This window comes from Paracoccus sp. C2R09 (assembly GCF_018860625.1).
Classification (GTDB): domain Bacteria; phylum Pseudomonadota; class Alphaproteobacteria; order Rhodobacterales; family Rhodobacteraceae; genus Paracoccus.
This window is the reverse complement of sequence record NZ_JAHKQB010000017.1, coordinates 109813-129370: the sequence shown is the minus strand read 5'-3', so window position 1 is coordinate 129370 and position 19558 is coordinate 109813. Positions and strand designations below refer to the sequence as shown.

Annotated in this window: 16 protein-coding genes and 1 riboswitch; of the genes, 7 read left to right on the top strand and 9 right to left on the bottom strand. The window is 67.7% G+C overall.

From position 1 onward, the window contains the following. Window positions 1–43 precede the first annotated feature (43 nt). A riboswitch (TPP riboswitch) is annotated at window positions 44–146 on the top strand. Window positions 147–178: 32 nt separating this feature from the next. From KO490_RS06465 to KO490_RS06455, 3 genes are read left to right on the top strand one after another with little or no spacing between them, the layout of a single operon-like run. Beyond that, on the top strand, window positions 179–1162 hold the full coding sequence (locus KO490_RS06465) for a thiamine ABC transporter substrate binding subunit (RefSeq protein WP_216018592.1): 984 nt from the start codon (window positions 179–181) through the stop codon (window positions 1160–1162). Then, complete coding sequence (locus KO490_RS06460; protein ID WP_216018591.1) at window positions 1138–2673, top strand: thiamine/thiamine pyrophosphate ABC transporter permease ThiP; 1536 nt, start codon at window positions 1138–1140, stop codon at window positions 2671–2673. The genes KO490_RS06465 and KO490_RS06460 overlap by 25 nt, the downstream gene beginning before the upstream one ends. Continuing rightward, window positions 2666–3373 carry an ATP-binding cassette domain-containing protein gene (locus KO490_RS06455; RefSeq protein WP_216018590.1) on the top strand — a complete coding sequence of 236 codons (708 nt, stop codon included), beginning with the start codon at window positions 2666–2668 and terminating at the stop codon, window positions 3371–3373. The genes KO490_RS06460 and KO490_RS06455 overlap by 8 nt, the downstream gene beginning before the upstream one ends. 6 nt (window positions 3374–3379) lie before the next feature. On the opposite strand, the gene KO490_RS06450 is transcribed toward KO490_RS06455, so the two are convergent. Further along, window positions 3380–4627, bottom strand: a complete 1248-nt coding sequence (locus KO490_RS06450) for a CAP domain-containing protein (protein ID WP_216018589.1) — start codon at window positions 4625–4627, stop codon at window positions 3380–3382. Between the two features lie 132 nt (window positions 4628–4759). Between KO490_RS06450 and KO490_RS06445 the strand changes: the two genes are divergently transcribed. From KO490_RS06445 to KO490_RS06435, 3 genes are read left to right on the top strand one after another with little or no spacing between them, the layout of a single operon-like run. Beyond that, window positions 4760–5713, top strand: a complete 954-nt coding sequence (locus KO490_RS06445) for a TAXI family TRAP transporter solute-binding subunit (protein ID WP_216018588.1) — start codon at window positions 4760–4762, stop codon at window positions 5711–5713. Window positions 5714–5768: 55 nt separating this feature from the next. Continuing rightward, on the top strand, window positions 5769–7865 hold the full coding sequence (locus KO490_RS06440) for a TRAP transporter permease (RefSeq protein WP_216018587.1): 2097 nt from the start codon (window positions 5769–5771) through the stop codon (window positions 7863–7865). Beyond that, entirely contained in the window at window positions 7862–8245 is a 384-nt protein-coding gene (locus KO490_RS06435) for a DUF1850 domain-containing protein (protein ID WP_216018586.1), read from the top strand. The genes KO490_RS06440 and KO490_RS06435 overlap by 4 nt, the downstream gene beginning before the upstream one ends. Here the strand turns inward: KO490_RS06435 and KO490_RS06430 are convergent. The 4 genes from KO490_RS06430 to KO490_RS06415 form a co-directional block, all read right to left on the bottom strand. Beyond that, window positions 8223–8315, bottom strand: a complete 93-nt coding sequence (locus tag KO490_RS06430; RefSeq protein ID WP_252727047.1) for a DUF2474 family protein — start codon at window positions 8313–8315, stop codon at window positions 8223–8225. The genes KO490_RS06435 and KO490_RS06430 overlap by 23 nt on opposite strands. Next, window positions 8315–9346 (bottom strand): cytochrome d ubiquinol oxidase subunit II, encoded by a 1032-nt coding sequence (gene cydB, locus KO490_RS06425; protein WP_216018585.1) that lies wholly within the window; start codon window positions 9344–9346, stop codon window positions 8315–8317. Before cydB ends, KO490_RS06430 begins: the two co-directional genes overlap by 1 nt. Before the next feature lie 4 nt (window positions 9347–9350). Continuing rightward, on the bottom strand, window positions 9351–10802 hold the full coding sequence (locus KO490_RS06420) for a cytochrome ubiquinol oxidase subunit I (protein WP_216018584.1): 1452 nt from the start codon (window positions 10800–10802) through the stop codon (window positions 9351–9353). Window positions 10803–10995: 193 nt separating this feature from the next. Continuing rightward, entirely contained in the window at window positions 10996–12897 is a 1902-nt protein-coding gene (locus KO490_RS06415; protein WP_216018583.1) for a PhoX family phosphatase, read from the bottom strand. Window positions 12898–13171: 274 nt separating this feature from the next. Here KO490_RS06415 and KO490_RS06410 point away from each other — a divergent pair, with 274 nt between their 5' ends. Next, on the top strand, window positions 13172–13918 hold the full coding sequence (locus KO490_RS06410) for an outer membrane protein (RefSeq protein ID WP_216018582.1): 747 nt from the start codon (window positions 13172–13174) through the stop codon (window positions 13916–13918). A 57-nt stretch (window positions 13919–13975) separates the two neighbouring features. On the opposite strand, the gene pdeM is transcribed toward KO490_RS06410, so the two are convergent. Genes pdeM through KO490_RS06390 form a run of 4 tightly spaced genes read right to left on the bottom strand, consistent with a single transcriptional unit; the run spans window position 13976 to window position 19546 of the window. Continuing rightward, on the bottom strand, window positions 13976–14638 hold the full coding sequence (gene pdeM / locus KO490_RS06405) for a ligase-associated DNA damage response endonuclease PdeM (RefSeq protein ID WP_216018581.1): 663 nt from the start codon (window positions 14636–14638) through the stop codon (window positions 13976–13978). Then, window positions 14635–17010: a ligase-associated DNA damage response DEXH box helicase gene (locus KO490_RS06400; RefSeq protein ID WP_216018580.1), complete on the bottom strand. Its 2376-nt coding sequence runs from the start codon at window positions 17008–17010 to the stop codon at window positions 14635–14637. Before KO490_RS06400 ends, pdeM begins: the two co-directional genes overlap by 4 nt. Then, the gene (locus tag KO490_RS06395; protein ID WP_216018579.1) at window positions 17007–18557 is read right to left on the bottom strand and encodes a cisplatin damage response ATP-dependent DNA ligase; all 1551 of its coding nucleotides are present in this window, start codon (window positions 18555–18557) and stop codon (window positions 17007–17009) included. Before KO490_RS06395 ends, KO490_RS06400 begins: the two co-directional genes overlap by 4 nt. Further along, complete coding sequence (locus KO490_RS06390; protein WP_216018578.1) at window positions 18554–19546, bottom strand: ligase-associated DNA damage response exonuclease; 993 nt, start codon at window positions 19544–19546, stop codon at window positions 18554–18556. Before KO490_RS06390 ends, KO490_RS06395 begins: the two co-directional genes overlap by 4 nt. Between the last annotated feature and the right edge of the window lie 12 nt (window positions 19547–19558).

The following is a 19558-nucleotide window of genomic DNA, read 5'->3' as shown; positions in this document are numbered from 1 at the left end:
CCGTTTCTAGCCGCTTGCGCAGCCCTGCGAAACCACTACATTCGGTCCGACCTCGGGGTGCCCTGCAGATGGGCTGAGACGCGCGACGCGGACCCGCAGAACCTGATCCGGCTAAGACCGGCGGAGGGAAGGTGCCGCACCTCTTTCCTTTCGTGAACCCGTCCAAAGGAGGAGAGCCATGAGAACCCCCCTGATCCTGAGCGTGCTGCTGGCCGCCGGACCCGCCATCGCGCAGGACAAGCCCGTCCTGACCGTCTATGCCGGCGATTACATCGCCAGCGAATGGGGCCCCGGCCCCAGGATCGAGGAGGGCTTCGAGGCCTTCTGCGAATGCGACCTGCAATTCGTGACCGGCGACATCCTGCCCCGCATCTTGCTGGAGGGCGAGGGAACCGAGGCCGACATCGTCTTCGGCCTGAACACCGACGTGACCGCCCGCGCCCGCGCGTCGGGCCTGTTCGCGCCGCATGGTCAGGACACGTCCGACCTGTCGCTGCCGGTCGAATGGACCGACGAGGTGTTCCTGCCCTACAACTGGGGGGAAACCGCCTTCATCTATGACGAAACGCGGCTGGAAAACCCGCCCGCCAGCTTCGAGGAACTGCTGGACGCGCCCGACGATCTGAAGATCGCGATTCAGGACCCGCGCAGCTCGATCTCGGGGCTGGCGCTGCTTTTGTGGGTGAAATCGGTCTATGGCGACGGTGCCCCCGAGGCATGGGAGAAGCTGGCCCCCAAGGTGCTGACCGTGACGCGCGGCTGGTCCGAAAGCTATGGCCTGTTCACCGAGGGAGAGGTGGACATGGTCCTGTCCTACACTACCTCGCCCGCCTATCACATCGAGGCCGAGGACGACCTGACCAAGAAGGCCGCGATATTCCCCGAAGGTCATTACCTGATGGCCGAACTGGCGGCGCAGGTCGCATCGACCGATCAGCCCGAACTGGCGCAGGAATTCATGGACTGGATCCTGACGCCCGACTTCCAGAGGGCGATCCCGCTGGCCAACTGGTCGCTGCCCGCCAAGCTGCCGCAGGACGACTGGCCGCAGGTCATGCGCGACCTGCCGCGCCCCGACAAGACCTTCTTCCAGCCCGAGGACAAGGCCGAGGAGATGCGCGAACCCGCGCTGGACGAATGGCTGCGCGCATTCTCCGGGTAAGCGCGGGCCCCGCCATCGCGGCGGGGCTGGCCCTGCTGATCCTGGGGACCCTGGCCGCCGTCGCATGGCAGGCCGAGGGGCTGTCGGGCCTGTCGTCCTGGGATTGGCGGGCGGTGCGCTTCACCATCTGGCAGGCGGCGCTGTCGGCCACCATCTCGGCCCTGCTGGCGGTGCCGGTGGCGCGCGCGCTGGCGCGGCGGCGGTTCTGGGGTCGCGGGCTGCTGGTCACGCTGCTGGGCGCGCCCTTCATCCTGCCGGTGATCGTGGCGATCATGGGCCTTGTCGCCGTGTTCGGGCGGCAGGGTGCTATCAACGACGCCCTGCGCGCGCTGTCCCTGCCCGAGATCAGCGTCTATGGCTGGCAGGGCGTGATCCTGGCGCATGTGTTCTTCAACCTGCCACTGTCCGTGCGACTGGTCCTGCAGGGCTGGCAGGCCATCCCGTCCGAGCGTTTCCGCCTGGCCGAGAGCCTGGGCTTCGCGCCCCGCGACGTGGCGCGTCACCTTGAACGGCCCATGCTGCGGGCGGTGCTGCCGGGGGCGTGGCTGGCCGTGTTCCTGGTCTGCCTGACCAGCTTCACGGTCGCGCTGGCGCTTGGCGGGGGACCGCGCGCCACCACGGTCGAGCTGGCGATATACCAGGCGTTCCGCTTCGATTTCGACCTGTCCAAGGCCGCGCTTCTGGGGCTGATCCAGATCGCGATCTGCGTGGGCGCGCTGATCGCCACGCGCTGGATCGCGGTGCCCGCCAGCTTCGGCGCGGGGCGCGACGACCGCGTGACATGGCAGGGACCTGCGGGCTGGCGGCGCGGCACCGACGCGCTGGCCATCGCGCTGGCTTCGGCCTTTCTGCTGTGGCCCATCGGGGCGGTCACCCTGCGCGGCCTGCCCGCCATCCCCGACCTGCCCCCCGAGGTCTGGACCGCCGCGATCCGGTCGGTGGTGATGGCCGTCATCTCGGCGTTGCTGACGCTGACCGTCACGCTGATCCTGGCGCTGCACCTGTCGCGGCGCCCCTCGGGGTGGATCGAGGGGGCGGGGATGCTGCCGCTGGTCGCCTCGCCCCTGGTTCTGGGCACGGGGCTGTTCATCCTGCTGCGCGACGTAGCAGGCGCGCAGGCGCTGGCCCTGCCGGTGACGGTCGGGGTGAACGCGATGATGGCCCTGCCCTTCGGGCTGCGGGCGCTGATCCCCGCCGCGCGGACCATGCAGCAGGATTACGGGCGGCTGGCCGCGTCGCTGGACATGACCGGCATCGCGCGTCTGCGCCTGCTGGTGCTGCCGCGGCTGGCACGGCCCATCGGTTTCGCGGGCGGCCTTGCGGCGGCCTTGGCGATGGGCGATCTGGGGGTGATCGCGCTGTTTTCCACCGACCAGCCGACGCTGCCGCTGAAACTCTATCAGCTGATGACCAGCTACCGGATGGCGGATGCCAGCGCCGCCGCCGTCCTGCTGATGGCGATCAGCTTCGCGTTGTTCTGGATCTTCGACCGAGGAGGCCGCCTTGCTTGAATGCCGCGACATCGTCCTGCGCCGCGAGGGCTGGGAATTCACCGCCGACCTGGACCTGCAGCCCGGCGGGCGCATCGCCGTGATCGGACCCTCCGGCGCGGGCAAGACCACGCTTCTGTCGCTGATCGCGGGGTTCCTGGCGCCCGATGCGGGCCGCATCGCCTGGCAGGGGCGGGACCTGACCGGCATCGCGCCCGGCAAGCGCCCGGTTTCGGTGCTGTTCCAGGATCAGAACCTGTTCCCGCATCTGGACGTGACCCGCAATGTCGGGCTGGGCCTGCGCCCCGATCTGCGCCTGTCGCCCGATCAGCGCGACCGCGTGGCGCAGGCCATCGCGGATGTCGGGCTGGGCGGCTTCGGCGACAGGCTGCCCGCCAACCTGTCGGGCGGCCAGCAGAGCCGCGTCGCGCTGGCCCGCGTGCTGCTGCGCGCGCGGCCCATCCTGCTGCTGGACGAACCCTTCGCGGCCCTCGGTCCCGCGCTCAAATCCGAGATGATGGAGCTGCTGGACCGCATCGGGCGCGACACCGGGGCGCTGATGCTGATGGTCACGCACGACCCCCGCGATGCGTTGGAATTCGCCCGTCAGACCATCGTCGTGCAGGACGGCCATTGCCAGCCCCCGCAGGCGACCGGCGATCTGCTGCGCGACCCGCCCCCCGCACTGCGCGAGTATCTGGGCGGGTCCATCGGCGGTTGAGGCGGGTCAGATCAGGAAGATGTCGTCGGCCACATCCGCGACCGTCAGTCCCGCGCCATCCAGGGTAAGCACGTCCCCGCCCCCGAAGGCGATCCGCACGCCGTCGCCCGTATCGGTGATGTTGTCGGCCACGAAGGCCGCGATGTCGTCGCCCACCAGCGCCTCGTCAACATAGAGCCGGTCATAGCCATTGCCGAAATCGGTGATCCGGTCCCGCCCGTCACCTTGTTCGAAGACGAAGATGTCGGCCCCCGCACCCCCCGTCATCACGTCGGCCTCGGTCCCGCCCGACAGGGTATCCGCCCCGTTGCCGCCATAGAGCCGGTCATAGCCCTGCCCGCCCTTCAGAAGGTCGTTCCCGGCCTGCCCGTGCAGCGTGTCTGCATTGGCATCGCCATCCAGCCGGTCGTTCCAGTTCCCGCCATAGAGCAGGTCGTGCCCGTTCCCGCCATGCAGCGCATCGGCCCCCGCGCCGCCCGCGATGGTGTCGGCATTGTCGCCCCCGGCCAGCCGGTCGTGGCCCTGCCCGCCGAAGATGCTGTCGAAGCCCCCGCCCCCGGCGATCCAGTCGTTGCCCGCATTGCCCGCAAGCCAGTCGTCGCCCGCATATCCGGCGATCCAGTCGTTCCCGCCCTGCCCGCTGATGCTGTTGTCGTTCGCGTTCAGCCGCAGATCGTCTGCCGCCCCCGAAACCCCGGCCGAGGCCGCGGGCTGCGCGTCTTCCCAGTCGTCGCGGTTCATCCAGGCCACATACATTCCCGGCGCATCGGCATCCGCGATGTTGATGTCCGAGGTCACGTCGCGCACGACCTCTCCTTCGGTCGTCGCGAAGTCCTGCGTGGCCATCAAAACGGTATGGCCGTTGAATTCGCCCGTCTGCAGGCCGATGCCGATCATGGTCGCATCCGGGTCCAGGATGTTTGCGCGGTGGCTGTCGCTGTTCATCAGGTTCTCGTGCAGGGCCTCGATCTCGTCCTGCAGGCTTCCATCGCCGTCGATCCCGACATAGGCCAGATTCTCGGCCGTGCTCCACGACCCTGACAGATCGAACCCCGCATCGACCATCCGTTCGGTCGCGCTGCTGCCGTTCTGCCCCGTATGCGTGAACGCGTCCTGCGCCAGCATCCACGAGCTATGCGCATCGGCGGATGAATTCAGGTGGATCTCCAGCGTGACGGGGTCCAGCCCCGCATCGGCACGCGCCTGGTTCACCAGGTCCAGCAGCAGGCGTTCGGCAGAGGTCGCAACGGTCATGAGTTCCCTTCCAAGGTTGAACCCACGAGATATGAATCCCCGCCTGCGTGTTTTCCACCATCATCGCGGATCAGGCTTTTCGGCTGGCGAAATTCCGCTAACCTCGGGTCAGTATCATGGGAGGATACCGACATGTTCAAACGCATCGCCGCCGCCGTCCCGGCGGCCGCCTTCGGGTTGCTTGCCACCGCGCCGCTGGCGCAATCGCAGGAATTCATCAACGTCCTGACCGGGGGGACCTCGGGGGTCTACTACCCCATGGGCGTCGCCCTGTCCGAGATCTATGCCGACACGATCGACGGCGCGCGCACGCAGGTGCAATCGACCAAGGCCTCGGTCGAGAACCTGAACCTTCTGGCGCAGGGCCGGGGCGAGCTGGGCTTTGCCCTGGGCGATTCCGTGCAGATGGCATGGGAGGGCAACGAGGAAGCGGGCTTCCCCCGCCCGCTGGAGGAGCTGCGCGCCATCGCCGCCATCTATCCCAACTATATCCAGATCGTGGCCGATGCCTCGACCGGCGCCGTGACGCTCGAGGATCTGAAGGGCAAGACCCTGTCGGTCGGCGCGCCCGCATCGGGAACCGAGCTGAACGCCCGTGCGATCTTCGCGGCGGGCGGCATGAGCTATGACGATCTGGGCAAGGTCGAATACCTGCCCTTCGCGGAATCGGCCGAGCTGATCAAGAACCGCCAGCTGGAGGCGACGCTGCAATCCTCGGGGCTGGGCGTGGCCTTCATCAAGGACCTGTCGGCCACCCATGACATCAACCTCGTGGCCATCCCCGAGGATGTCGTGGCCAGCATCGGCGCGCCCTACGCGCCCGCGGTGATCCCCGCCGGCACATATAATGGCCAGGACGAGGACGTGCCGACCGCCGCCGTGGGCAACATGCTGATCAGCCATGCCGGCGTCAGCGAGGAGACCGCCTATCAGATGACCAAGCAGCTGTTCGAGAACCTGGACCGGATGCGTTCGGCCCATGCCGCGGCGCAGGGCATCACCCCCGAAGGCGCGATCGAGGGCATCTCGATCCCGCTGCATCCGGGCGCCGAGCGCTACTACCGCGAGATCGGCCTGATCGAGTGATGCCATCGGACCCCTGCCCTGCGGCGGGGGTCCATCCGTCCCCTTGGAGACCCTCATGTCCGCATCAAATCCGGGCGGTTCAGCCCATCTCGATCCCCATGCCGAGACCGAAGTCTCGGAAGGTCTGCCCGCAGGCTTCGGCGAAGGCGTCATGGGCCGCGTGGCCTTCTGGCTGGCCGTCGTCTTCTCGTTGTTCCAGCTGTGGGCGGCGGGCTATGGCACCTTGCCCAGCCAGGTCGTCCGCGCCATGCATGTGGGCTTCCTGCTGCTTCTGGGCTTCGGCCTGATCGGCAACCTTCTGGCCCGCAACCGCGCCACGCAGGCGATGTTCTGGGGCCTCGGGCTTCTGGGCTTCTCGACCGGGGTCTACAACTGGATCGAATACAACGACCTGATCCGCCGCACCGGGTTCCTGACGCAGATGGACATGGTGATGGGCACGATCCTGGTCGTGCTGGTCTTCGAAGGCGCGCGTCGCCTGATGGGCTGGCCGCTGGCGGTGATCGCGGGGATCTTCTTGGCCTATTGCTTCTTCGGACAGCACCTGCCGCCGCCCTTCATCCATCGCGGATACGGCTATGACCAGATCGTGGAACATTTCGCCTTCGGGACCGAAGGCATCTATGGCAGCCCGATCTATGTCAGCAGCGCCTACATCTTCATCTTCGTGGTCTTCGCGGCCTTCCTCGAACGGGCGGGGATGCTGAACCTGTTCAACGATTTCGCGCTTGGCCTGGTGGGCGGCGTGCGGGGCGGACCCGCGCAGGTCGCCACGCTGTCATCGGCGCTGATGGGCACCATCTCGGGGTCGGGGGTCGCCAATGTCGTGGCCTCGGGGCAGTTCACCATCCCGATGATGAAGAAATCGGGCTTCAAGGCGGCCTTCGCCGGCGGGGTCGAGGCGACGGCATCCATGGGCGGGCAGATCATGCCCCCCGTCATGGGCGCCGTGGCCTTCATCATGGCCGAGACGCTGAACGTGCCCTATGCCGAGGTGGTCAAGGCGGCCATCATCCCGGCGGTCCTGTATTTCGGGGTGGTCTTCTGGATGGTCTGGCTGCAGGCCGGGCGCGACAACCTGCGCGGCCTGCCCAAGGACAGCCTGCCGAACCCGTGGCACGCGGTGCGGTCGCAATGGCCGCTGGTGCTGCCGCTGGCGGCGCTGGTCTATCTGCTGTTCGCGGGCTACACGCCGATCTTCGCGGGCACGATGGGCCTGGCGCTGGTGACGGTGCTGATCCTGGGGACCCCCCTGGCCGCGCTGATCGGGCCCACCGCGTTCCGCATGGCCTTCTGGGTGACGCTCGGGGTGGCCTGCGCGGCCTTCCTGAAATTCGGGATCGACCTGCTGGTCATCGTCATCGCGGCGCTGATCCTGGCCTGCGCGATGTTCAAGGGCACCCGCCCCACCATCGGCATCGTGCGCGACGCGCTGGCGCAGGGCGCGCGCAACGCCCTGCCCGTCGGCATGGCCTGCGCCATCGTCGGCGTCGTGATCGGCACGCTGACCCTGACGGGCATCGCATCGACCTTCATCGGCGCGATCATTTCGATCGGCGAGAACAACCTGTTCCTGTCGCTGATCCTGACGATGCTGGTCTGCCTGGTGCTGGGAATGGGAATTCCCACGATCCCCAACTACATCATCACCTCGTCGCTGGCGGGGCCCGCGCTGCTGGAACTGGGCGTGCCGCTGCTGGTCAGCCACATGTTCGTCTTCTATTTCGGGATCATGGCCGATCTGACGCCGCCTGTGGCGCTGGCCTGCTTCGCGGCGGGGCCGATCGCCAAGGCACCGGGGCTGAAGATCTCGATGCAGGCGATCCGTCTTGCGGCGGCCGGGTTCATCATCCCGTTCATGGCCGTCTATACCCCGTCGCTGATGCTGCAGGACGGCGGTGCGATCGCGGATGCCTGGGGCTATCCGGTCGAGGTGGGATACATCTTGCTGAAGACCGTGCTGGGGATCGGGCTGTGGGGGATCGCGGTCGTGGGCTTCTTCCTCGACCGGACCAACATCCTGGAACGCGCGCTGGCGATGGCGGGGGGCGTGGCGCTGATCCTGGCGATGCCCATGACCGACGAGATCGGCTTCGCCCTGGCGGCGGCATTCCTTGCGGCGCATGTGCTGCGCCTGCGCGCGCGCGCATGATCTGCGTGGCCGCGGGGGCGATGGTCCTGTCGCTTGCCGCCCCCGGCTTCACGCTGGAATGGACCCATTCGGTCGAACATGTCCGCTGGTGGGAACGTTGGACCGCGTCCAAGGCAGGGCTTGCCCCGGTCGAGGCGCGGATCATCGGGTCGGGCGCGGGGATGGAGCCCCCGCCCGATGCCGTGCTGCGCGACGGCGCGTGGTGGTGGGAACCATCCACCCCGCCCGTGGCGCAGGTGCTGCTGGGGGCATCGGGGGCCACCGGCGGCGGCTGGCGGCTGTGTTCGGACGGGCAATGCCACGAGCTGCCCGAGGGGGGTCAGCCGATCCGCCTGTGGCAGGCCGAGGGCTGCGGCGTCACGCGATCCACAGGCGGATGATCCAGGCGACCATGCCCACGGTCGCCACGCTTGCCGCCCACAGCCCAACGAACCATGCCAGCCTGCGCATCAGTGATACCCCGCATCGGGATCGACCTTGCCGCGGAACACCCAGTAGGACAGCGCGGTATAGATCAGGATGATCGGCACCAGCACCGCCGCGCCGACCAGCATGAACATCTGGCTGTTGCGCGGGGCTGCTGCCTCCCAGATGGTGACTTCGGTCGGGACGATATAGGGGAACATGCTGAAGCCCAGCCCCGCAAAGCCCAGAACGAACATCCCCAGGGCGAAGACGAAGGGCCAGTAATCGTGGTGCCTGACGCGCAGCGTGCGGAACATCCCGAGGGCCAGGACCAGGACCGCCACCGCGACGCCCAGTGCCAGACCGCGCGCCCAGCCGGTGAACCAGCGCGAATAATACCCGTCCTGCAGGAAGGGCGTCCACAGGCTGACCGCCCCGATGAACAGCACCGTGGCCAGCCCCAGCACCCAGGCCCGCGCCCGCATCCGGTCGCGCAGGCGGCCCTCGGTCTTCATCACCAGCCAGGTCGCGCCCAGCAGCATGTAGCCCGCCATGACGGCCAGCCCCACCATGACCGAGAAGGGCGTCAGCCAGTCCCACCAGCCCCCGGCATAGGACCGCGCGGCCTTGTCGATGGTGATGCCCTGCAGCAGCCCGCCCAGGGTGACGCCCTGCGCGAAGGCGGCCATGCCCGACCCGCCGATGAAGGCCAGGTCCCAGACCCCGCGCCAGCGCTTCGTCCGCCAGCGGAACTCGAACGCGACACCGCGAAAGATCAGCGCCAGAAGCATCGCGATGATCGGCGCATAGAGCGCGGGCAGGATCAGCGAATAGGCCAGCGGGAACGCCGCGAAAAGACCGCCGCCGCCCAGCACCAGCCAGGTCTCGTTTCCGTCCCAGACCGGCGCGACCGAATTCATCATGACGTCGCGATCCTCGGATTCGGGCTCGGCGGCGAACAGCATGCCAAGCCCCAGGTCGAAGCCGTCCAGCACCACATAGACCAGCACGGCAAAGGCGATCACGAAGGCCCAAATGACCGTCAGATCGAACGAGAAACCCTCGACTATCGGCATCGGATCATTCCCCCGGCTGGTTGTTCGACCCGTCGCGACGGGCCAGGTGCTGCGGTGCGGGCGTGACGCCCGCGGTGCGGATCGGGCTGTGGGTCACGTCCTTCAGGCGGGCCTCGGACAGGGCGGGTGCGCGGCTCATCAGGCGCAGGATGTAATAGGTCCCGGCCCCGAAGACCGCGAAATAGATCACGATGAATGCCATCAGCGATGCCCCCACCGCCTGCGCATCCAAGGGCGCGGCGCTGTCGCCGGTCCGCAGCAGGCCATAGACGGTGAAGGGTTGGCGGCCCACCTCGGTCGTGATCCATCCCGCCAGCACCGCGATCAGCCCCGAAGGCGCCATGACCACGGCGGCGCGGTGCAGCCAGGGGCTGTCATGCAACCGTCCCCGCAGCCGCGCCCAGAGCGACCATGCCCCAAGGCCCAGCATCGCGAAACCGATGGCGACCATCACGCGGAACGACCAGAAGACCACGGCGACGGGGGGCTGGTCCTCTCGGGGGATGCTGGACAGGCCCTGCATCGGGGCGTTCAGATCGTGCTTGAGGATCAACGAGGACAGCTTGGGGATGCCGATGGCGTAATCCAGCCGCTGTTCGTCCTGGTTCGGCAGCCCGAACAGATAGAGCGGCGCACCCTCGGGGTGATCCTCGAAATGGCCCTCCATCGCCATGACCTTGGCGGGCTGGTGTTCCAGCGTGTTCAGCCCGTGCATGTCGCCCAGGAAGATCTGCACCGGGGCGAAGATCACGGCCATCCACATCGCCATCGAGAACATCGTCCGCGTGGCCGGGCTGACCTTGTCGCGGCGGTGACGGTGGCGCAGCAGGTGCAGCGCGCCGACCCCGCCCACGATGAAGGCCGTCGTCAGATAGGCCGCCGTGACCGTGTGCATCAGCCGGTAGGGGAAGGACGGGTTGAAGATCACCTGCCAGAAATCGGTCGGCAGGAACTGCCCGGTATCGGGGTCGATGGTGAAGCCTGCGGGCGTGTGCATCCAGCTGTTCACCGACAGGATCCAGAAGGCCGATATGGCCGTGCCGACCGCCACCGCAAGGCAGGCCACCATGTGCAGCGCAGGCCCGACCCGGTCCCGCCCGAACAGCATGATCCCCAGGAACCCGGCCTCCAGGAAGAAGGCCGACAGCACCTCGTAGGCCATGGGCGCGCCGATCACCGGCCCCGCCTTGTCCGAGAAGACCGACCAGTTGGTCCCGAACTGATACGACATGACGATGCCCGACACGACGCCCATCGCGAAGGCCAGGGCGAAGATCTTCACCCAGTATCGGAACAGGTCCAGGTATCGCGTGTCACGCGTCCACAGCCACATGCCGTTCAGCACGGCCAGGAAGCTGGCCAGGCCGATGGTGAAGGCCGGGAACAGAAAGTGGAAACTGACGGTAAAGGCGAATTGTATCCGCGCAAGCATGACCGGATCGAAGCTTTCGAACATCGCTGACCTTTCCGACGCATAACGCCTTGCGGCGCAGGGTTTCGGCACGGGATGCCAGTTCGCATGCCGATTTCCGCATGAAACTATGTCCCGGATCTTCCGACGACAATCGCGCGAAACGCCGCAGCGGTTCCCGAAACCGAAAGGGGCGCGCCATCATGGCGCGCCCCCCGATCATAGCACCGATCGATGATCAGCCGACAAGTTCGTTGTCGTCGCGCTTGACCGCGATGATGGACGACCGCGGCAGGCTGCCCTCTCCGTCGGGGAAGGGCGCGTCGGGGTGCTGGATGCCCACGAACATGGTGCGCCTGTCCGCCGACCAGGTCAGGCCGGTGACCTCGGACCCCTTCGGGCCGGTCAGGAAGCGGCGGATCTCGCCGGTTTCCGGATCGCCCGCCAGCATCTGGTTGTTGCCCATGCCCGCGAACTCGCCCTCGTTCGAATCGTCGCCATCGGTCTGGATCCAGATGAGGCCGGTCGAATCGATCTGCATCCCGTCGGGCGAATTGAACAGGTTGCCCGCATTGATGTTGGCCGTGCCCGCATAGGGGCCGTCCTTGTGCACGGTCGGGTTGCCCGCCATCACGTACAGATCCCATTCGAACCCGTCGGCCGCGTGGTCCTGATCCACCGGGCGCCAGCGCAGGATCTGGCCGTATTCGTTGGTGTCGCGCGGGTTGGGGGCGTTGGTGCTCATGTCGTCGCCGCCCGCATTGGTCGCATCCGCGCCGCGCTTGCTGTTGTTCGTCAGGCAGCAATAGGCCTCGGGGGCGGTCGGGTTCACCGCGATCCATTCGGGGCGGTCCATCGTGGTCGCGCCCGCCGCCGATGCGGCCATGCGGGTGAAGATCGCGATATGCGCCGCGTCCATGCCGGTCGTCTCGGGGGTCAGGGCCAGCCATTCGCCGGTCATGTCGTCGTTGAACTTCGCGGCGAACAGCGTGCCCTCGGACAACAGGGTCGAGGTGTCGCCGCCGTCCTCGTAGGTGTCGCGGCTGACCCATTTGTACATGAACTCGCCACGTTCATCGTCGCCCATATAGACGACGACCTTGCCGTTCCCGGCAACGACCGCAGCCGCGTTCTCGTGCTTGAAGCGGCCCAGGGCCGTGTGCTTGACCGGGGTCGATTCCGGGTCCGCGGGGTCGATCTCGACGATGTAGCCCGCGCGATGGGGTTCGTTCGGGTTGGTCGTCACGTCGAAGCGGGCGTCGAACTTGTGGTATTCGTAACCCGAGCCTTCGGCGCTGATGCCATAGCGGGCATAGCCCGCGGCGGTCTGTTCGTCGGTCGGCATCTCGCCCGTGGCGCCGAAATAGCCGTTGAAGTTCTCTTCGCAGGTCAGATACGTGCCCCAGGGCGTCTTGCCCGAACCGCAATTGTTGTAGGTGCCCATCGGCGCCATGCCGGTCGGATCGGCCTCGGTGCGCAGCAGATCGTGGCCCGCGCCCGGACCGTCCATCGTCATCTGCGTCAGATGCGTGATGCGGCGGTTGTAGGGGCTGTCCACGACGACGGCCCAGCCTTCCGCACCCTCGGCCACTTCCATCACCGTGACGCCCTGCAGGTTCTGCAGGCGCAGCACGTCACCGGCCGAGGTTGCCAGACCGTCGGCATTCTGGGGCAGGTTGATGTCGGTGTTCACATATTCGCTGTTCACGGCCAGCAGCTGGCGGCCCTCGACCTCGAAGGCCTCCATGCCGTCGGTATTCTCACCGAAGACGCGGTCGGAACCTTCGGTGGGCACGCCCGTCGCGGCGTCGAATTCAGGGGCGTCGCCGAACAGCGGGTCGCCCCACCGCACCAGGGTCTTCCAGCTGTAGCCTTCGGGGACATGCACGGTCCCGTCGGTCTGCGCGGCGATCTGCTCGAAGGGGAAGCGGGCCGCCTGCTGCGCCAGCGCGGGGCTGGACTTCAGGAAGGCGCTGCCCATGACGGCCGCGCCCGACCCGAATGCCAATGCGCCGCCCAGGAACCCGCGCCGCGAGATCGCGCGTTCGACCACGCGGTCGAATTCCTGGACATGGGGCCGGGGGAAGTTGATCTCGTCCCAGTCATCTGCCGAGAGGCGTTCGTGCTGGCGGTCTTTCATCGCTTGCTCCATTCTCCGATGCGCCCTTGGGTCCGGGCTTGGCCACAGCTCTTACCGCCAGCCTGTGACGCTTCGGTGAAACCGGCATCGTTGCACAAATGTCGCAGGCCTCCCGCCAGCTTGGCGACCCCCTTCATGAATTCGGGCGTCATCGCCGATACAACCGAAGGTGGCATGACACGCGGCCCGATCCTGCCCCATGATCGGGCATGCACATGCCCGCGTTCCCGGCGCCCGCCATGCGAAGCGCCAGGCCCCGACAGGAGAGAAGTTGATGACCTTTAAGTTCAGACCGGGCGGCAGCGCCCTTGCAATCGCCATCGCAATCGGCGGTGCGGCACAGGCGGGTGGCATCGCGGCCCCGAGCATCGAGGCCACGCCCGTGATCCGGGCGCCCGCGCCCGTCGCATCCGCATGGGCGGGCGGATATGTCGGCGGCTCGCTCGGCTATGTCTTCGACACCGACGACCAGATCGGCCTGCGTGCCTTCGAAGGCGACACGCTGCTGCGCGAGGAAAGCGGACGGGGCGATGTCGGCATCGGCGGCCTGTCCGGCGGCGTCCATGCCGGTTATCGCTGGCAGCGCGGCAACTGGGTGTTCGGCCCCGAACTGAGTGCCCAGTTCGGCTCGGTCGATGAAAGCCGCGACATCCTGCTGTTCGACACCGAGGTCGATGCCGAGAACGAGATGAAGGGCCTTGTCGCCCTGGTTGCAAAGACCGGCTATCTCGTCGATCCCCGGACGCTGGTCTACGGCACCTTCGGCATCGCGCGTGGCGATTTCGAATACAGCTTCTCGTCTGATGACGGCGCGATCTCCAAGGATTACAGCTCGACCGGGGTTGCGGCCGGACTGGGCGTCGAACGCCTTGTGAACGACCGCCTGTCGGTCTTCGCGGAATACCAGTATCGCGATTTCGGCAACGAGACCGTCGATTTCGCATTCGACGAATTCACCTTCGACACCCGCGCCAGCGTCACGCAAAGCACGGTCAAGATCGGCGCGAACTGGCGCTTCTGACCCCGTTGCGGATGTGACGAACAGGGGCCGGTGCGCATGATGCGTCCGGCCCCTGCCCTATGCGCGTCTGCGGCGCGAATGACCCACCGGCACCGGCAGGGCACGGGGACCGCAGGCGATGGCGATGCCCTTGGGCACCAGCGCCCGCAGGGCCGGATCATCGACGGGCAGACCGCCCGTATAGGCCCCGAAGGCGGGCAGGATCAGGTGCCCGTCCCCCAGCAGGAAGCAGCGCCTGCGGGTTCCGCCCAGCCTGACGCAGGGGTGGTAATGCCCGCTGATGTCCGGGCCTTGGGCGGCCTCGTGGCGCAGGGCCGGGATGCCGTCGATCTGTGCCACCGCGGCACCCGGCAGGCGCGGGCAGATGGGGCCCGGATCGTGATTGCCCTGCACCCAGATCCAGTCGCGTCCCTGCGCCATTGCCTGCAGCCGTGCGCAGATGTCGTCGGGCAGCGCCCGCCCCGCCGCGTCGTCGTCGAACCCGTCGCCAAGGCTGACGATGGCCGCGGGATCGGTCGCCTCGATTTCCGATGCGACGCGGTCCAGCGTTTCCTGCGTCTCGTAGGGGGGCAGCAGCGCGCCGCCGCGCCGGGCCATGCGTTCGGACTTGCCCAGATGCAGGTCCGACAGGATCAGCCAGCCCCGTTCCGGCCAGAACAGCGCCCCCGATGCCCGCGCTTGAAAGCGCATGCCCGCGAATTCGAAATCGTGATGGATCACGCCAGCCCCGCCTCGGCCATGAGGGCTGCGGCCTCTTCCTCGGCCAGGCGCTCGCGGCCCTTGCCCGCGATGGGCACCCGGCCCTTTTCCAGCATCAAGGGCGCGGCCAGTGGCGATACGCGGTCCAGCATGTGGTGGTCGAATTGTCGGTTGCGGTTCAGCATGTCCTCGATCCGGTCGAAATCGACCAGCCCGTGACGGGCCTCCTGCGCGGTGATGCGCAGAAGCAGATGATCCGGGTCGTAGCGCCGCAACGTATCATAGAGGATGTCGCTGGAAAACGTGGCCTGACGCCCCGTCTTGCGCGTTCCGGGCAGGTTGCGCTGGATCAGCCCCGCGATGACGGCCACGTTGCGAAAGGTCCGCTTCATCACCGCGTTGCCGGCCAGCCAGTCGCCCAGACCCTGTTGCAGGCCATCGCGGTCCAGCAGGGGCGCGGGATCGCGCACCGGGTCGATGGACCAGATCAGCAGCGCGTAATCGGTCGTCAGGAATCCCAGGGGGCCCAGGCCCGCATCCTCCATCACGCGCGTCATCAGCAGGCCCAGGGTCTGCAGCGCGTTCCGCCCCGCAAAGCCATAGAGCGCGAAGTGCCAGCGGCCCTTGTGCGGGAAGCTCTCGCTCATCAGGACGCCGTCGCGGGGCAGGCCGCTGACCTGCGATTGCAGCGCCAGCCAGCCCTGCGTGTCCGGGGGCAGGCCCGCATGATGGGCCGGATCCCCGATCAGCGCCTGAACCCGGTGCGACAGCTGGGTCGAGGTCGCAAGCTTGACCCCCGAGAATATCGCGATGCGCGGTTCCTTCGTCGGCTGCTTGACGACCTCGACCACCATGTCGCGCAGCCCTTCGTAGCGGACGGTCTGGCCCCCGATCAGGAAGGTGTCGCCCGGCAGCAGGGTCGCGGCAAAGGATTCCTCGACCTCGCCCAAGGGCGCGCCGCCCCTGCCCCGCATGCGGACGCGCAGCATCTCGGATTCGACGATGGTGCCGATATTCATGCGGATGTCGCGCGCGGCGCGCGGATCGCGCAGCCGCCACGACCCGTCGCGCTGCATCAGCCGCTGCCAGCGGTCATAGGCCCGCAAGGCATAGCCGCCCGTCGCCGCGAAGTTCAGGCAATCGTCGAAATCGGCGCGGCCCAGATCACGATAGGGGCCCGCCCGGCGCACCTCGGAATACAGCGCATCGGCATCGAACGGGCCCGCGCAGGCGGTCAGCAGCATGTGCTGGCACAGCACGTCCAGCGGCCCCGGCCCGCGCGGGTCGCCATCCAGATCGCGTTCGCGGACGGCCTGCAACGCGGCGACGCATTCGATCACCTCGAAGCGATTGGCCGGCACGATCCGCGCCCGCGACGGCGCGTTGTAGCGGTGGTTCGCCCGCCCGATCCGCTGGACCAGCCGCTTGACGTTCTTGGGTGCGCCCACCTGCAGCACCAGGTCCACCGCGCCCCAATCGATGCCCAAATCCAAGCTGCCGGTCGCCACGACCGCGCGCAATTCGCCCGCGGCCATCGCGGCCTCGACCTTCTGGCGTGATTCGCGCGACAGGCTGCCGTGATGCAACCCGATGGGCAGGTTGTCGTCGTTGACGGCCCACAGCGCCTGGAAGAACAGCTCGGCCTGGGCGCGGGTGTTGATGAAGATGATCGTGGTCTGGGCCTGCCGGACCTGTTCCAGCACGTCGCGGACGGCGTAATGTCCCCCGCCGCCGGCCCAGGGCGGGGGCTTGGCCGTGGGCAGCATCGCGATATCGGGTTCGGGGCCGGGATCGGCATGGATCACCTGCCCGCCACCCATGAAGGCCAGAAGGCCCTGCGGATCCTCGACCGTGGCGGACAGGCCCGTCACCTGCAGATCGGGCGCAAGGCTGCGCAGCCGCGCCAAGGCCAGCATCAGCTGATCGCCGCGCTTGTTTTCGGCCAGGGCGTGCAATTCGTCCAGCACCACGCGACGAAGCCCGCCGAAGATGCGCGGCGCCTGTTCATAGGACAGCATCAGCGCCAGCGATTCCGGCGTGGTCAGCAGCACATGGGGCGGATCGACCCGCTGGCGGGCGCGCTGGCCGGCGCGGGTGTCGCCGGTGCGATCCTCGATCCGGATGTCCAGCCCCAGATCGGCCACGGGCCGCGACAGGTTGCGCGCGATATCCGCCGTCAGCGCCTTGAGCGGAGAGACATAGAGCGTGTGCATCCCCTGATGCGGGTCCGTCAGGTCGACCAGCGTCGGCAGAAAACCCGCCAGTGTCTTGCCCCCGCCCGTGGGCGCGATCAGCAGGCTGTCCTGCGTCGCCTCCAGCAGTTGCAGCTGATGGGGATGGGGTTCCCAGCCCTGCGCGGCGAACCAGTCGCGGAAACGGTCGGGCAGCGTCATGGCAGCATGGCCCGCAGCGTGTCCAGCAGGTCGGCCTCGGATGCGGGCTTGTCCCAGCGGATGCGGCTGATGCGCGGAAACCGCATGGCAACGCCCGACTTGTGGCGCGCAGATTCGTTCAGCCCCTCGAAGGCGACCTCCAGCACCAGCTTGGGGGCGACGGAACGCACGGGGCCGAAACGTTCGGTCGTGTTGGTGCGCACGAAGCGGTCCAGATCGCGCAGTTCCTCGTCGGTAAAGCCGAAATAGGCCTTGCCCACCGGCACCAGCTGATCGCCGTCCCACAGCCCGAAGGTGAAATCGCTGTAGAAGCCCGACCGCTTGCCATGCCCCCGCTGGGCATAGAGCATGACCGCATCGACAATCATCGGATCGCGCTTCCACTTGAACCAGGGTCCGCGCGGACGACCGCCGACATAGGCGCTGTCGCTGCGCTTCAGCATCACGCCCTCGATCACGGGGCTGGGCGGGTCGGCGCGCAGGGCGGCCAGGTCGTCCCATGTCGCATAGGGCAGCAGCGGCGAGACGTCGATCCGGTCGCTGCCGAAATCCACCGCCTGCAGCGCAGCGCGGCGTTCGGAATGGGGCAGCAGGCGCATGTCGCGGCCCTGCCAGATCAGCAGATCATAGACCCGCAACCCCGCCGGGTGGCTGTCCAGCATCGCCTTGGTCACCGTCTTGCGGTTCAGGCGCTGCTGCAGATCGCCGAAGGGCGCGATGTCGTCGCCCCGGCGCACCAGCAGTTCGCCATCGACCGCACCGTCGAAATTCAGCGCCTCGATCACGTCGGGAAAGGCGCCCGACACATCCTCGCCCGTGCGGGAATAGAGCTTGCGGACACCGCCATCGTTCACCGCCTGCACGCGGATGCCGTCCCATTTCCATTCGGCCACGTAATCGCCGGGATCGAAGCCCTGCAGCTGGTCCAGATCGACGGGCGTGGACAGCATGACGGGCCGGAAGGGCGCAAGCGCCGCATGGGCCGGACGCGGCCCCCCCTCGACCCAGTCGAACAGGGGCTGATAGGGGGCGGTCAGCCCGTGCCAGATCTCCTCGATATCGGCGACATCGGGTTCGCCCATCTCGGCCAGGGCGATCCGAGCCATGCGTGCGGACAGACCGACGCGCATATTGCCCGTCGCAAGCTTCAGGAAAGCCAGACGTTCGGACGGCCCCAGACGGTCCAGCATCGCCGCGATGGCGGCGGGCAGCCCCGCGCGTCCCGTGTCCTGCAGCAGCGCCACGGCCTCGGACAGGGGCACATCGTCGCCGCCATCCCCCTGCCACAGCAGGGCGATCGTTTCGGCCATGTCGCCCACGAAATCATAGGACAGCGCGAAAAGCTGTTCGTCCACGCGTTCCGCGATCAGCCCGCGCAACAGGCGCGGCGTCACCGCGCGCAGCTTCAGATCGCCCGTCAGCGCGGCCAGCGCCCAGCCGCGATCGGGATCGGGCGTCGATTGCAGGTAATGGCGCAGCAGCCGCAGCTTGGCGTTGCGTGCGGCGGTGAAGGCCAGTCGTTCCAGAAGATGCGCGAATGCCTTCATTCGGGTTCATCCTCGTATCCCACCAGGCGCAGCGGGCGGGCGGGAATGCCCTCCAGCTCGCACCAGCGCATCAGGCCATCCTCGTTGCCATGGGTGATCCACAGCTCGGACGGGGCAAGTTCGCGGACGGTCTGCGTGACCTGCGGCCAGTCGACATGGTCGCTGATGATCAGCGGCAGCTCGACCCCCCGCTGGCGGGCGCGGGCGCGCACCGTCATCCAGCCGGATGCGAAACCGATGACCGGGTCGCGAAACCGCTGGACCCAGGCGCTGGCAAAGGCCGAGGGCGGCGCGATCACCAGCTGCGCGGGCACGTCGGCGGCGGTGGCGGGGATCAGCGGGCCCAGCTCGATCCCCTGTTCGATGTGATAATCGCACAACCGCTGCAACGCGCCGTGGATCGCGATGGGACCGTCGATCCCTGCCTGCCGTGCCAACGAGATGACCCGCTGCGCCTTGCCCAGGGCATAGGCCCCGATCAGATGCGGGCGTTCGGGAAATTCGGCCATGCTGGCGGTCAGGCGCGTCATTTCCGACAGGGGGTCGGGGTGGCGAAAGACCGGCAGGCCGAAGGTCGCCTCGGTCACGAAGACGTCGCAGGGGACGGGTTCGTAGGGCGCGCAGACGGGGTTCGGCGCGCGGCAGTAATCCCCCGACACGACGATGGTCGGCCCCTTGTCGGGCCGCACCCGGATCTGGGCCGATCCCAGGATATGCCCTGCCGGATGGAAGCTGACGGTGACATCGCCCACGCGGATCTCGCCTTCCGCCACCTGCCGGGTGCCGGTGAAATCCTCGCCATAGCGGATGGCCATGATCTCCAGCGTCTGGCGCGTCGCAAGAACGGATCCATGCCCGGACCGCGCGTGGTCGCCATGGCCATGCGTGATCAGCGCACGCGGAACGGGGCGAACCGGGTCGATGAAGAAATCGCCGGGCGGACAATAGAGCCCGGCCTCGGTCGGGTGCAGGATCTGATCGGCGCGCATGGGCCCCAAGCT